The sequence below is a fragment of the Enterobacter sp. CGMCC 5087 genome (assembly GCF_003144775.1).
GTDB lineage: Bacteria > Pseudomonadota > Gammaproteobacteria > Enterobacterales > Enterobacteriaceae > Enterobacter > Enterobacter cloacae_M.
On the sequence record NZ_QFXN01000017.1, the window covers coordinates 1 to 13,875 of the forward strand.

The window sequence follows — 13,875 nt, forward strand, 5'->3', positions numbered from 1 at the left end:
CCGCATCCCGGATGGGCCCGAAACCAATAAAAAAACAAATTTTGCTTTTTTGATGTTTTTACGTACTTCCCACCACCAGGCATGACGATACAGGATATATCGGACCGGCGTCGTTTTATTAAAACTGGCGTTTAAAAATAGCATTAAGTTTTAGCTACAGGAATTGAACATGCTTGATTTGGACCACTTAGAAAAAGCCCAAAGGGTCAGTCTTACCATGCAAGTTGAACACAGTTTGAAAGGAGCGTTAATTACAGGCTCACTCAAACCTGGGGCACGACTGATTACGAAAGAGATCGCCGATAAATTAGGAACCAGTATTACCCCTGTTCGCGAGGCGCTGTTGCGCCTGGTGTCATCAGGGGCGTTACACGCCACGCCGGCGCAGGCATTTCTGGTTCCGGAGGTCACGCTGGAGCGCTATAACGAGATTAACGCCATCCGCAAGCAGCTTGAGCCGATGGCGGTCGCCGCAGCCTGTCAGAATATGTCTGACAGCAAACTGGAGGCGTTGCGCAAATTGTCGGATGCCTTTCATGAGGCCATGCGCAACGGGAACGTCCAGCAGGCATTGCATGCGAATCGCGTCTTCAGGTTTACGCTTTATCAGTATGCAGAAATGCCAACGCTTAATGCCTTAATTGAGCAGCTCTGGGTGCGCATCGGGCCCTGTATGAACTATCTGCATCAGGAGCTTAACGACATCAAAGCCTCGACATATCACTATGACGAACTGCTTTCCGCCCTTGAGCGAAGAGATGTTGTTGCCTGCCAGAAGGCGATTGATAAGGTGATTGATGAAGCGAATTTGCTTTTGCAGCGACAATATTTTAACTAAGAGATTATTTAGCAGAGCGACTATATTCCGTATTCCGCCCCTAATTATTTATCTGGTGAATAACTCCTGATGGTTTATTGCCATCAGGAGCGTTATTTCATTAATAAGATAAACTTTTCTTTTCGCTTACTCGAAGCGATAAGAGACCGACAGCCCGACCCCGTAGTTACGGCCCGGTGCAGGCTCGTAATAACGACCGTTAGACTCGTTGACAATAACCGAGCCCGTGTACTCTTTATCGAACAGGTTATCGACGCGGCCAAAGACATCCATGCCCCAGCTGCCGTAGTTGAATTTGTACCCGGTGTTCAGCCCGACCACAGTATACGACGGCGCTTTCGCCGTATTCTCGTCGTCGGCCATGATATCGCTCATGTAGCGCACGTCAGAGCCCGCGTACCAGCCTTCCTCCGGCTGCCAGCCAAACGAGGCGTAACCCATGTTGCGGGCAATGCCCGGCATACGGTTACCGTTACAGTTTGCGTCGCTGCAGACGTTAGTCCGGTAGGTGGCATCCAGATACGTCCATGCCATCTTCAGCTTCCAGTTCTCAGCAAACTGCTGGTCGAGGGAGACTTCCACCCCCTGACGACGGGTTTTACCGGCATTTTTATAGCTGGTACGCCCGCCAGAGCTGGCATCCACCACGATCTCATCATCCGTATCGGTGCGGAACAGCGCCGCGGTCAGCAGGCCATTGCCGATGCGGGTTTTGCTACCCACTTCATACGTGTTGTTGGTGGACGGCTGCAGGCCGATGTTCAGGCCGCCCTGGTTATCGGCGCGATAGGAAAGCTCGTTGATGGTTGGCGTTTCGAATCCACGTCCTGCGGCAGCGTAGAGGTTCCATGCGTCCGTCACCGCATACTTCACGGAACCGGCCGGGAGCCACTTGTGATAGCTCGCGTCACCGCTGTCGTCACCGTTGCCCGGCGTAACGTAATGGTCGTTGGAATCAAACCACACCGAGCTGTAGCGCACCCCCGCATCCACCGACAGCTTCTGCGTCAGCTGCCAGCTGGTTTGCAGGTAAGGGTCAACGTTCCACATCAGGTTACGTTCGTTTCGACGCTTGTCACCCTTCACGCCGTAATCCGGCACGCCGTTGTTCATCACGAAGTTCTCGTATCCGCGACGATCTTCGCTCAGGTTTTCGTAGTTCAGACCGGTAGTAAAGGTCACCGGCACCAGCAGCTCGCCGCGGTGCGTCCAGCGGGTATCGATACCCTGATAATGACGCTGCATATCAATCACGCCGCCGGAGTGGGAGGCTTTCAGCTGCGGCTGATACGGAATCGACTGGTACTGCGTCATTTCACGTTCGCCGGCGTACATCATTACGCTGAGGTCGTCCTGAGCGCTGAGCTGGCGGTCGTAGCGCAGGCCGGCCTGGGTCTGCTTGATGGTCTTGCGGGTGTTGTACTGATCGCCGCGTGGAGATTGACGCGGGTTATTTTGCCACTCCTGATAGCTCAGCCCGCCCGGATCGTTGGCCTTCATGTCCACGCTGTTGAAAATCAGCGTCAGCTTGCTGACGTCGTCAATGCGCACGCCCAGTTTGGCGTTAGTGAGGTTCTTCCGCGCGCCGCTGTGGTCGCGGTAGCCTTTGGTGGTGAAACGGGTGGTGGAAACGGTGTAATCCACATCGCCCGCGTGGGTGCCGTCACCCATCGCGCCGGTGGCTTTCATGCCGTAGCGCCAGGTACCGTAGCTGCCGTAATAGCTGCTGGCTTCAATGGTTGGCGGCTGCTGCCCGGTCTGGGTGTTGATGTTAATCACGCCGCCGGAGGCGTTGCCGTAGAGGGCAGAGAAGGGGCCGCGCAGCACTTCAACGCTCTCCACGCTAGAGAGATCGATGTTGGACGTCTGGCCCTGTCCGTCCGGCATGGTGGCAGGGATACCGTCGACATACATGCGGATACCGCGCACGCCAAACGTTGAGCGGGCACCAAACCCACGCATTGAAAGCTGGAGATCCTGGGCATAGTTCTGGCGGTTCTGAATTTGCAGTCCCGGGACGCTGCCCAGAGATTCAGACAGGTTGATGCGCGGCGCGGCGTGGCGCATGTCATCGCCATTGACGACGCTGACCGCGGCCGGGGTATCCAGTTCCGATACGGTTTGCGGCGTGGCGCTGACGATCATGGTCTGTTCCTCCGCGCTCATTGCGGTTAGCGGCGCGAAAATAACGGGAACCAGCAGCAGCGGGAGAGAAGCCTTACGGGCAGAAATGATTTTCATGAATAAAACCGGTTGTGGTGTATAAACGAACCAAATGGAACATGTCCATATATGTTAAAGGTTTTGTAAATGTTTTGAAAACTATAACCGCACATTGCGTTAATGAAAGGCGAAGCGCGAAAGAAAAACTCCACATTCACTTCATTAATGATTACTATTCTCATTATCAAAAGGCAATGCCATGACGTTGTCTGCCGGAAGTGATGTCAGCCCAAACCCCTCTTTTCAGAAAAGGAATTGTTATGTCTTTACGTCATCTGTGCTCGCCGCGTCTGAGCCTGTCACTGCTGTCTGCCACTTTACTGCTTGCCGGGACGTTCCAGGTGCATGCCGCCGAAGAGGTGCTGCGTAAAGCGGTGGGCAAAGGGGCGTATGAAATGGCGGTCAGCCAGCAGGAGAATGCGCTGTGGGTGGCGACCTCGCAAAGCCGCAAAACCGATAAGGGCGGAGTTATCTATCGCCTTGATCCGGTTACGCTGGACGTGACGCAGGCGATTCACAGCGATCTCAAACCCTTTGGCGCCACGCTCGACGGCGCGACGCAAACCCTGTGGTTTGGCAACACCCTCAACGGCGCGGTGACGGCCATCGATGCGAAAACGGGCGACGTGAAAGGGCGACTGGTGCTCGATAATCGCCAGCGCAGTGAAACCGTCAAACCGCTGCAGCCGCGCCAGCTGGTGGCGGATGACGCGAGCAACACGATTTACATCACCGGTGTCGGCAAAGAGAGCGTGATTTGGGTGGTGGATGGCGCCACGCTGAAGCTGAAAGAGACCATTGCCAATACCGGTACGTACAGCACCGGCCTGGCGCTGGATGCTCAGGCAAAACGTCTGTACACCACGAATGCGGACGGCGAGCTGGTAACCATTGATACGGCGACCAATAAAATCCTGAGCCGCAAAAAGGTGCAGGATGACGGCAAAGAGCACTTCTACCTGAACATCAGCCTCGATACCGCCGGCCAGCGCGCGTTCCTGACCGATTCAAAACAGCCGGAAGTGCTGGTGGTGAGCCTGAAAGACGGCAGCGTGATGGAGAAGATCGCCGCGCCTGAATCACTGGCCGTCCTGTTTAACCCAACGCGCAATGAGGTTTACGTGACGCACCGTGAAGCCGGTAAGGTGAGCGTGATTGACGCGAAAACGTATAAGGTCACAAAAACCTTCGACACGCCGGTTTACCCGAACAGCCTGGCGCTCTCTGCGGATGGCAAAACCCTGTACGTGACGGTGAAACAAAAATCCACTCGCCAGCAGGAAGCCACCCAGCCTGACGACGTTATTCGTATCGCGCTGTAAGATAAAAAAAGGGAAGGCATTTGCCTTCCCTTTTTAATGCTTACCGGATGCTTAACGCGAGGTTTCTTCTACCAGCGGTGCGTCGTGTTTTTCATCGTCGTGATGAACCGGCGCGGTGCTGTGAATTTCGTGAACGCGCTTACGCACGCCGAACCAGCCGGCAATCAGCAGTACCGCCAGCAGCGGAATGGTCGCGATGGTGTAGGTACCGTTCGGGTAGTCGAACGCCATCAGCACCAGCACGCTGAACAGGAACAGCAGGGTGAGCCAGGAGGTCACCGGTGCGCCCGGCATCTTGAAGCTCACATCAGCCGCTTTGCCTTCTTTGATCGCTTTGCGCAGACGCATCTGGCAGACCACAATGAAAGCCCAGGAGGCGATAATCCCCAGTGCAGCCACGTTCAGAACGATCTCAAATACGCGGGACGGCACCAGATAGTTCAGGAACACGCCAAAGACGTAAACCACCAGCGTTGCCAGAATCCCCGCATAGGGAACCTGCTGCTTGCTCATTTTCGACATGAACTTCGGCGCAGAACCGCCCATCGACATAGAGCGCAGGATACGGCCGGTAGAGTAAAGGCCTGAGTTCAGGCTGGAGAGCGCTGCAGTCAGAACCACGATGTTCATGATACTGCCAACGTAAGGCACGCCCAGCTTAGAGAAGAAGGTCACAAACGGACTCTGACCGGCCTGATAGGCAGTCCACGGGAGCAGCAGAACCAGCAGCACCACGGAACCGACGTAGAACAGACCGATACGCCAGATCACGCTGTTAATGGCTTTTGGGACCATAGTCTGCGGATCTTTACATTCACCTGCTGCGGTACCCACCAGTTCGATGGAGGCGAAGGCGAACACCACGCCCTGAACCAGGACCAGCGCAGGCAGCAGACCGTGCGGGAAGAACCCGCCGTTATCGGTTATCAGGTGGAAGCCGGTGGCATTGCCGTCCAGCGGCTTGCCGCTGCCGAGGAAGACGGTACCCACGACCAGGAACACCACGATGGCCAGCACTTTAACCAGCGCAAACCAGAACTCCATCTCCGCGAACCACTTCACGCCGATCATGTTCATGGTGCCGACAATCGCCAGCGCGCCAAGTGCAAAGACCCACTGCGGCACATCGCCAAACGCGCCCCAGTAGTGCATATACAGCGCAACGGCGGTGATATCGACAATACCGGTCATCGCCCAGTTGACGAAGTACATCCAGCCCGCAACGTAGGCCGCTTTTTCACCGAGGAATTCACGGGCGTAAGAGACGAAGCTTCCGCTGGAAGGGCGATGCAGTACCAGTTCGCCCAGCGCACGAAGAATAAAGAAAGAGAAGATCCCGCACACCAGATAGACCAGGGCGAGAGCAGGGCCAGCCATCTGCAGACGCGCACCCGCACCTAAAAACAGACCCGTTCCGATAGCGCCGCCGATGGCGATCATTTGAACCTGACGGTTGCCCATCGCTTTGTGGTAGCCCTCTTCGTGGGAGTTCAACCAGCGACGTTTAGCAGCATGATGATCGGCTGCGCTTTTATTGCTTGTTTTCATTGAGTTACCTGTTTGCCTGTCTGAACCATTATCGTGATAGTCCTGCCTGGCAGAGCGCAATACAAACGATTGCTTCTGCGCAAACACATGTCGCCTTCCCAGTCATTCTGCGTATGGATAAGGCGAAACATGGCGAGGCATCCTACCTGCAATTCATAAGCGACGCAAAATATAACCGTGCCGAAAGTGATGCACGTCGAAGGAAATCGTGTGGTCAGAGCAGACGGCGATCACAACACGCTGAATCGTGGTGAGTTTTTAGACAAAACATGCGGCGGGTTGATTATTTAATCATCAGAATCTCTTAATTATTACCAGGTGGTAAAGATTTTGACTGCTGCAGAGCATCTAACAGTAACCTGAAAGCGGTAGTGTGCTGGCGACGGCTCGGATAATAAAGGTGATATCCCTCGAAGGTAGGGCACCACGATTCAAGGACCCTGACCAGCCGTCCGTGATTAAGCGCCTCCAGAACCGACGCCTCCGGCACGTAGGCTAATCCGAGTCCATTCTCAGCGGCGTCGATGCGCTGCGGCAGGCTGCTCAGCGTAAGCTGCCCCTCAACCCGCACGCGAAGCTCGCGCCCGTCGCGTTTAAATTCCCAGTGATACAGTCCGCCGCGCGTGGGCAGGCGCATGTTGATGCAGCGGTGGTCAGCGAGCTGCTCCGGCGTCTGCGGCACGCCAAAGCGAGCCAGATAATCCCTGGAACCGACCACGGCCATGCGCATATCCGGCGCTATCCGTACCGCAATCATATCTTTTGCCACCTGTTCACCCAGGCGTACTCCCGCGTCGAAACGGCCATCGACGATATCCGTCAGGCCATTGTCGACCGTCACTTCGACGTTAATCTCAGGATACTGCACCATAAACGCCTTCAGGACCGGCCAGAGCACGGCGTCCATCGCGTGTTCGCCGGCGACGATGCGGATATCGCCTGCGGGTTTGACGCGGGTGCTGCGAAGCGTCGCGAGCTCCTGCTCAATCTCCATTAAATGCGGGCTTAAGCGCGTAAAAAGCTGCTCACCCGCGGGTGTCGGAACCACGCTGCGGGTTGTGCGGGTTAACAGGCGAACGTCGAGCCGCTCTTCAAGCTTGCGCATGGCATGACTCAGCGCCGATTGCGAGACGCCCAGCTGCGCCGCCGCGCGCGTAAAGCTGCGCTCGCGGGCCACTACCATAAAAGAGAGGAGGTCGTTGAAATTATCTTTTAGCATCGCGATTGCCTCTATTTATGAATTTCAATCATATTTCCTATCTGATTATGCACGCTAATGCTCCGGATTGCTTTGCGCTACTGTTAACGCAACAGTAAACGAGGAGCATAAGATGAAAATTATCCGCAGCGGATCACTACCTTCAGCAAAAGGGCCGGAAGCCTGGTTCACCGGCACCGTCCGCATTGACGCACCATTTCAGGCGAGCGAACCTGCCAGCGTCGGCGGGGCAACCGTGACCTTTGAGCCGGGCGCGCGCACCGCGTGGCATACGCATCCCCTTGGGCAAACGCTGATTGTGACGCAGGGTCGCGGCTGGTTACAGGAGTGGGGCAAAGCGGCGGAAATATTGAATCAGGGCGATATCGCCTGGATCCCACCCGGCGTAAAGCACTGGCACGGCGCAAGCGCGCAAACGGCGATGACGCATATTGCCATCGCCGAATCCGTTAACGGCAGCCCGGTTGCATGGCTGGAAAAAGTCACCGACGAGCAGTATCCGAACGGCTAACCGCCAAAAACGGCAATCGCCTGCTGCAGGCGCGTGGTGCGCTGCGTCAGGTGATTCGCCGCGTGAGTGACGTTATCTACCATCCCCGTATTGTTGTGGGTCATTGCGCCGATACGGGAGATGGATGCGTTGATGAGCGTCAGCGCCTGGGTTTGCTCCTGCGTGGCGTGGCCGATCTCCTTAATCAGGGAGGAGACCCGCAGCACGTTGTCGATCATGACCGTCAGCTGCGTTTCTGTTTGTTCTACCTTCTCTACGCCTGCGTTGACGCTGGCGACGTTTTTCTCAATCAGCGCTTTGATCTCTTTCGCCGCCGTCGCGGAGTGCTGCGCAAGATTGCGCACCTCAGCCGCCACCACGGCAAAACCGCGCCCGGCTTCACCCGCACGCGCCGCTTCCACGGCCGCATTCAGCGCAAGAATGTTGGTCTGGAAGGCGATACGATCGATAACGCTGATAATATCGACGATCTGGCTGTTATCCTGCGACACGGATTGCATCATACCGATGGTCTCTTTCATCATCGCTTCACCGCGGTGGGCGCTGTCGCGGGTGCGATCCGCCATCTCCGTGGCTTCTTTAGCCGTTTCTGCCGTCTGCTCCACCGCGCTGGCGATCTCTTCCACCGCTGACGCGGTTTGCTGCAGAAAGTCTGCGGTCTCTTCTGAACGCGTTTGCAGCGCCGCGCCTTCTTTCGCGACCTGCTGGCTGATGGTGCCAATCCCGCTGATTTGCGCCCCGACATCGTCAACCAGCGAATTCAGGTTCAAGCCTGATTGATTCACCAGGCGCATCATCAGCCCGATGTCGTCGATCCTGTCAAAATGGTAATAGTCCGTTTTACGTCCTGAAACCACGCGCTGCATCTGTTGCACAATAGATTTTACCGGGCGGGCGATCTGCGCATGAAGATAATAGGTCAGGGCAATATACAGCAGCGCCAGACTTCCCGACTGCACAAGTTTATCAGGGAATAAATACACCGCCAGGCTGGAGAGTAACGCCGTCGTCGCAATACCCAGGTGGATGCGTTTACTGGTGCTGAGACATTTAAAGAGCGACATAAACGAAAATAAACCGCGCCGAACCAGTAACCCTTTATAAAAGCGGTAATGTTTTAATTCGTTATTACGCACTTTTGCATACAGTTTTTCACTGGCCGCAATCTCTTCCCGTGCGGCTATATTTCGCACGGAAATATAGCCCGTCAGGGATCCACTCTGCCAGACCGGCGTCACGTTAGCCCGCACCCAGTAGTGGTCGCCATTATGACGACGGTTCTTCACCAGCCCCGTCCAGGTCTCACCTTGCTGCAGGGTATACCACATGTCGCCAAACGCTTCGGCAGGCATGTCGGGATGGCGGATGAGGTTATGCGGCTCACCCAGAAGATGTTCTTCTTTATATCCGCTGGCTTCAATAAAAGCGGAATTAGCATAGGTAATATGGCTTTTGGTATCGGTGGTCGACATTAACGTCGAACCATCGTTAAGTAAATACTCGTTTTGTGTAACGGGACTGTTACGCCTCATGAGTAACTCCATGATGATGTGCAAGAATAAAAAAGTCCGGAAAGCGCTCCGGCAAGATAAGAGTGATTATTTTAATAACGGTCTGCGCATATTCTCGCTGAAATTGAGATTCTCTGAAACACCCGGCATTCATTATTTTTAATGTGTTAATCTTTTCGAATGTAATAAAATTGAAAATATTTTGGTGGGTGTTATTTTGAATCGATTTAAATAAATGACATAAGCCAAACTGCAAGAGGGAGATCGTCTCCCTGGAAAAATTGTCATGCTGAAATAGCGTTTCGTTAACAGGATGAAAACGCTATGATTTGGTTCCATTTTCGTAAATACAGGGAGGCTGAGGTGAAAATTAACGTCATAGGAACCAGCGGAAGTGGAAAAAGCACGCTGGCGAAGCGGATTGCGACCGAACTGGCTATTCCCTATATCGAGATGGACAGGCTCTACTGGCAACCTGACTGGCAGGGCACGCCGGACGATGTGTTTCAGGAAAAGCTGGAGCAGGTGCTACGGGCTTCGCCAGACTGGGTGCTTGACGGCAACTATAACCGCACGCGGCCGGTGAAATGGCGTGATGTCGACGTTGTGGTGTGGGTGGATTATGGCTTTGCACGCACCCTTTGGCAGGCGGTCACCAGGGCAGTCAAACGCGCCTGGCATAAGCGCGAGCTCTGGCCCGGAACCGGGAACAAAGAGAGTTTCCGGCGCGCGTTCTTCAGCAGAGAATCTATTATCATCTGGACGATCAAAACATGGCGTAATAACCGCACGCGCTATGAAGCCGATCTGCAAAACCCTCAATACAGCCATATTCGCTTCGTCCGTATTACCCGTCGGGAGCAGGTGGAAACGCTGATCGCCACCCTAAAGTCTTATCCTTAGCATGGTTTTATATATCTGATTTCCGGCAAACTAAATGTAAATTAATTGTTTCTCAGTGGTGAAATGCGCCTTTAATAATGTCGACATGTTAAGTCAAACGAGAACGCAACATGTCATGGCGAATCAGCATTCTGGATAAAAGCCCCATCGCTGAAAACGAAACGGCTGCCGATGCGCTGGCGCGTACGCTGGCGCTGGCGCAGCAGGCAGAAAATCTGGGCTATCACCGCTTCTGGATTGCCGAACACCACAACACTCCCCATCTTGCCAGCCCCTCGCCGGAGCTGCTGATTGCCTGGATCCTCGGGCAGACAACGCGCATCCGCGTCGGATCCGGCGGCGTGATGCTCCAGCACTACAGCCCTTATAAAGTCGCCGAGAATTTTAACGTGCTGGCCGCGCTGGCGCCCGGCCGCGTGGATCTCGGCGTCGGAAAAGCCCCCGGCGGGCTGCCGCTCTCAACCCGCGCGCTTCAGCAGGGTCTGAATCAACTGGAAAAGGGCAGCTTCGCCGAACAGCTGGCCCAGCTCGATCGCTGGATCCGTCCTGAGCATCAGTCTCATGAAGAGGCCGTTCGCGCCACGCCGCTGCCGCCGCTGCCTGCAGAGGGTTTCCTGCTGGGCGCGAGTATCGATAGCGCGCTGCTGGCCGCCGGGCTCGGCTGGCACTTTGTGTTTGCCGCGCATCTGAACGGTGCCCCTGAGCTGCTGCGCGAGGTGGTCTCGACCTGGCGTAAGAACAGCACGCGGGACGTGATTGTGGCGGTACAGGCGATTGTCGCGCCGACGCAGGCAGAGGCGGAAGCCCTGGCGCAGAAGGTCGAAGTGTGGGGCGTTGAGCTGGCAAACGGCCAGCGTGTCACCGTGGCCAGCGAAGAGCAGGCCTACGCCTTTGCGCGCCAGGCGGGCAGCGAGCCGGTGCGCATTGCACGTCGGGCGCAGTCGCTGCTGGCGGGTACGGCTGAGTCGGTGCTCGAACAGCTTAACGCCCTGCATGAAAAGTGGGGTATTGACGAATTTATCATCGACACGCCGGTAGCGGAGGGGGCAACGCGCGTCGCGTCGCTGCGCCTGCTTGCCGAGGCGCGTCTTAACAAGGAGGTCACCGTATGAGCTTTGGCGAACAGCTGATTGCCTGGCGTCGCGAACTGCACCAGAACCCTGAGCTGTCCGGCCAGGAGGTCGAAACCACCGCGCGTCTGCGCCAGTGGCTGACGAATGCCGGGATCGCCCCGCAGCCTTACGACCTGTCGACCGGGCTGGTGGCGGAAATCGGGACGGGCAGCAGGCTGGTTGCGCTGCGGGCAGATATCGATGCCCTGCCGATAGAAGAGCGCAGCGGCGTGCCGTTCAGCTCGCAGCGTGCAGGGGTGATGCACGCCTGCGGACACGATATCCACACCAGCGTCATCCTCGGCGCCGCGTTAAAGCTGAAAGAGCGGGAAGCCTCGCTAAACGGCCGGGTGCGGATCCTGTTTCAGCCTGCCGAAGAGAACTTTGGCGGTGCGAAGAGCATGGTGCGCGCCGGTGCCCTGCGTGACGTCAGCGCAATCTTCGGCATGCACAACGAGCCCGGCCTGCCGGTCGGTGAGTTCGCCACGCGCGGCGGGCCGTTTTATGCCAACGTCGATCGCTTCGTGATCCGCATTACCGGTAAGGGCGCGCACGCCGCACGTCCGCACGAAGGCAACGACGCCATCGTGCTGGCGAGCCAGCTGGTAACGGCGCTGCAAAGCGTCGCCAGCCGCAACGTCAACACGCTGGACTCGGTGGTGCTGAGCGTGACGCGCATTGCAGGCGGTAACACCTGGAACGTGCTGCCGGAAAGCGTCGAGCTGGAAGGCACGCTGCGCACCCACCGCACGGAAGTGCAGCAGAATGTGAAGGCCCGCGTGGGCGAAATCGCCGCCGGGTTTGCCAGCGCCTTTAGCGCGCAGATTGACATCACCTGGTATGCCGGGCCCACCGCGCTGGTGAACGACGAGCGCTGGGCCGATTTCGCCACCTCGGTCGCCAGAGAAGCAGGCTACGAAACCCGGCACGCCGAGCTGCATATGGGCGGGGAAGATTTCGCGGTCTATCTGCAGCAGATCCCGGGGGCATTTGTCAGCATCGGCAGCAACAGCCCGTACGGTTTACACCATCCGGCATTCAATCCGGATGAAGCATTAATTGAGCCCGCTGCCCGCTATTTTGCACAGCTTGCGGAAAAAGCCCTGCAACACGTTTAATTCTTAAGAGGTGAATATGTCTGCACATCGTCAACTGCGGCTCGGGACCATTTTGCATGGTGCATCCGGAAATATGTCCGCCTGGCGTCACCCTGAGGCCGTCGCCGATGCCAGCATCAATTTTGATTTCGTCAAAGCGACGGCGTTAAAGGCGGAGGAGGGCAAACTCGATTTTTTATTCGTTGCCGACGGTCTCTATATCAACGAGAAATCGATCCCGCATTTTTTAAATCGCTTTGAACCGCTGACGGTGTTATCCGCTCTTGCCAGCATCACCTCGCGCCTGGGACTGGTGGGAACCTTATCCACCTCCTACAGCGAGCCTTTCACTACGGCGCGCCAGTTCGCCAGCCTCGATCACCTGAGCAACGGGCGCGCGGGCTGGAACGTGGTGACTTCGCCGCTGGAAGGGTCAGCAAAGAACTTCTCTCGCGAAAAACACCCCGAGCACGCGCTGCGCTATCGCATTGCGGATGAGTATCTCGACGTGGTGAAAGGGCTGTGGGATTCCTGGGAAGGCGACGCCTTTGTGCGCAATAAAGAGAGCGGTCAGTTTTTTGACCCGGCAAAATTGCATACCCTGGACCACCGCGGTGATTTCTTCCAGGTCGCCGGCCCGCTGAATATTGGGCGAACGCCACAGGGGCGGCCGATTGTCTTTCAGGCGGGCGCGTCGGACGACGGGAAAAAGCTGGCGGCGAAACATGCCGACGCCATTTTTACCCATCACGAAACGCTCGACGAAGCGAAAGCCTTTTACCGCGACGTGAAGCAGCAGCTGGAAAGTAACGGACGCCGCGCGTCGGATTTACATATTTTCCAGGGCGTCGGCGTGATTGTGGGTAAAGACGCCGATGACGTGGAGAACCAGTATCAAACCACGGCGGCGCTGGTGTCGATTAACGATGCCCTCAACTACCTCGGACGCTATTTCGAACATCACGATTTCAGCCAGTATCCGCTCGACGAGCCGTTCCCGGATATCGGCGATTTAGGCAAAAACAGCTTCCGCAGCACCACCGATGAAATCAAGCGTAACGCCCGCGAGCGCAGCTTAACCCTGCGTCAGGTAGCGCTGGAAGCCGCTTCGCCTCGCCCGCGCTTTTCCGGTACGCCGGAAGAGGTGGCCGACGGCCTGCAGGCCTGGTTTGAAGGCTATGCCGCAGACGGCTTCATCATTCAGGGCGGCACGCCGGACACCTTCCCGCGCTTTGTTGACCAGGTGGTGCCTGTTTTACAGGCGCGCGGCCTGTTCCGTACCGACTACCCGGGCACCACGCTGCGCGAAAGTCTGGGTTTAGACGAACCTAAAAACCAATACACACAACAATAAAAGAGAACCCCGCTATGCAGAAAACAACGCTTATTCTGGCGCTCGCGCTGGCCTTTATCCCTGCCGTCTGGGCAGAGAATGTGAATATTAACGGCACCGGCGTGAGCATCGAGGCCAATAAAACGCCTGTTAATACCGCTAAAAACAACGATGCGGTGGCACAGCTGCCGAAAGACTATCGCTTTGCCGTGCCGGGGAAATTTACCGTGGCGGTGGCGGGCCTCAATCAACCGCCGC

Annotated in this window: 10 protein-coding genes and 1 pseudogene; 7 read left to right on the forward strand and 4 right to left on the reverse strand. The window is 56.3% G+C overall.

Translation table 11 applies throughout. The features are described 5' to 3' along the window. Positions 1-169: 169 nt before the first annotated feature. Positions 170-838: a GntR family transcriptional regulator gene (locus DEO48_RS01030; protein WP_023311981.1), complete on the forward strand. Its 669-nt coding sequence runs from the start codon at positions 170-172 to the stop codon at positions 836-838. A 126-nt stretch (positions 839-964) separates the two neighbouring features. Here the strand turns inward: DEO48_RS01030 and pqqU are convergent, their stop codons facing one another. Further along, complete coding sequence (gene pqqU, locus DEO48_RS01035; RefSeq protein ID WP_109844072.1) at positions 965-3,079, reverse strand: TonB-dependent receptor PqqU; 2,115 nt, start codon at positions 3,077-3,079, stop codon at positions 965-967. 242 nt (positions 3,080-3,321) lie between these two features. Here pqqU and DEO48_RS01040 point away from each other — a divergent pair, with 242 nt between their 5' ends. Next, positions 3,322-4,383 carry a YncE family protein gene (locus DEO48_RS01040; RefSeq protein ID WP_023311979.1) on the forward strand — a complete coding sequence of 354 codons (1,062 nt, stop codon included), beginning with the start codon at positions 3,322-3,324 and terminating at the stop codon, positions 4,381-4,383. A gap of 51 nt (positions 4,384-4,434) precedes the next feature. On the opposite strand, the gene ansP is transcribed toward DEO48_RS01040, so the two are convergent. Together ansP and DEO48_RS01050 are read right to left on the reverse strand one after the other, a co-directional pair. Next, on the reverse strand, positions 4,435-5,931 hold the full coding sequence (gene ansP / locus DEO48_RS01045; protein WP_023311978.1) for an L-asparagine permease: 1,497 nt from the start codon (positions 5,929-5,931) through the stop codon (positions 4,435-4,437). A 304-nt stretch (positions 5,932-6,235) separates the two neighbouring features. Then, positions 6,236-7,150 (reverse strand): LysR family transcriptional regulator, encoded by a 915-nt coding sequence (locus tag DEO48_RS01050; RefSeq protein ID WP_109844073.1) that lies wholly within the window; start codon positions 7,148-7,150, stop codon positions 6,236-6,238. A gap of 112 nt (positions 7,151-7,262) precedes the next feature. On the opposite strand from DEO48_RS01050, the gene DEO48_RS01055 reads away from it, so the two are divergent. Next, on the forward strand, positions 7,263-7,661 hold the full coding sequence (locus DEO48_RS01055; RefSeq protein ID WP_023311976.1) for a cupin domain-containing protein: 399 nt from the start codon (positions 7,263-7,265) through the stop codon (positions 7,659-7,661). Here DEO48_RS01055 and DEO48_RS01060 read toward each other — a convergent pair. Continuing rightward, positions 7,658-9,193, reverse strand: coding sequence for a methyl-accepting chemotaxis protein (locus DEO48_RS01060; RefSeq protein ID WP_109844074.1), 1,536 nt, complete (start codon positions 9,191-9,193; stop codon positions 7,658-7,660). The two genes, DEO48_RS01055 and DEO48_RS01060, sit on opposite strands and share 4 nt — an antisense overlap. Before the next feature lie 342 nt (positions 9,194-9,535). On the opposite strand from DEO48_RS01060, the gene DEO48_RS01065 reads away from it, so the two are divergent. The 4 genes and pseudogenes from DEO48_RS01065 to DEO48_RS01080 all read left to right on the forward strand — a co-directional run. Beyond that, complete coding sequence (locus DEO48_RS01065) at positions 9,536-10,075, forward strand: shikimate kinase (RefSeq protein WP_109844078.1); 540 nt, start codon at positions 9,536-9,538, stop codon at positions 10,073-10,075. 110 nt (positions 10,076-10,185) lie between these two features. Next, positions 10,186-11,187, forward strand: coding sequence for an LLM class flavin-dependent oxidoreductase (locus DEO48_RS01070; RefSeq protein WP_109844075.1), 1,002 nt, complete (start codon positions 10,186-10,188; stop codon positions 11,185-11,187). Continuing rightward, positions 11,184-12,305 (forward strand): amidohydrolase, encoded by a 1,122-nt coding sequence (locus DEO48_RS01075; protein WP_109844076.1) that lies wholly within the window; start codon positions 11,184-11,186, stop codon positions 12,303-12,305. The genes DEO48_RS01070 and DEO48_RS01075 overlap by 4 nt, the downstream gene beginning before the upstream one ends. Before the next feature lie 16 nt (positions 12,306-12,321). Further along, positions 12,322-13,875: pseudogene (locus tag DEO48_RS01080) on the forward strand (LLM class flavin-dependent oxidoreductase); the annotation flags it as partial.

Bases quoted from the DNA above. Each gene is read 5' to 3' on its own strand.
- DEO48_RS01060 (WP_109844074.1), bottom strand. From the start codon at position 9,193: ATGAGGCGTAACAGTCCCGTTACACAAAACGAGTATTTACTTAACGAT.
- DEO48_RS01070 (WP_109844075.1), top strand. From the start codon at position 10,186: ATGTCATGGCGAATCAGCATTCTGGATAAAAGCCCCATCGCTGAAAAC.
- DEO48_RS01055 (WP_023311976.1), top strand. From the start codon at position 7,263: ATGAAAATTATCCGCAGCGGATCACTACCTTCAGCAAAAGGGCCGGAA.
- DEO48_RS01040 (WP_023311979.1), top strand. From the start codon at position 3,322: ATGTCTTTACGTCATCTGTGCTCGCCGCGTCTGAGCCTGTCACTGCTG.
- DEO48_RS01030 (WP_023311981.1), top strand. From the start codon at position 170: ATGCTTGATTTGGACCACTTAGAAAAAGCCCAAAGGGTCAGTCTTACC.
- DEO48_RS01050 (WP_109844073.1), bottom strand. From the start codon at position 7,150: ATGCTAAAAGATAATTTCAACGACCTCCTCTCTTTTATGGTAGTGGCC.
- DEO48_RS01075 (WP_109844076.1), top strand. From the start codon at position 11,184: ATGAGCTTTGGCGAACAGCTGATTGCCTGGCGTCGCGAACTGCACCAG.
- pqqU (WP_109844072.1), bottom strand. From the start codon at position 3,079: ATGAAAATCATTTCTGCCCGTAAGGCTTCTCTCCCGCTGCTGCTGGTT.
- ansP (WP_023311978.1), bottom strand. From the start codon at position 5,931: ATGAAAACAAGCAATAAAAGCGCAGCCGATCATCATGCTGCTAAACGT.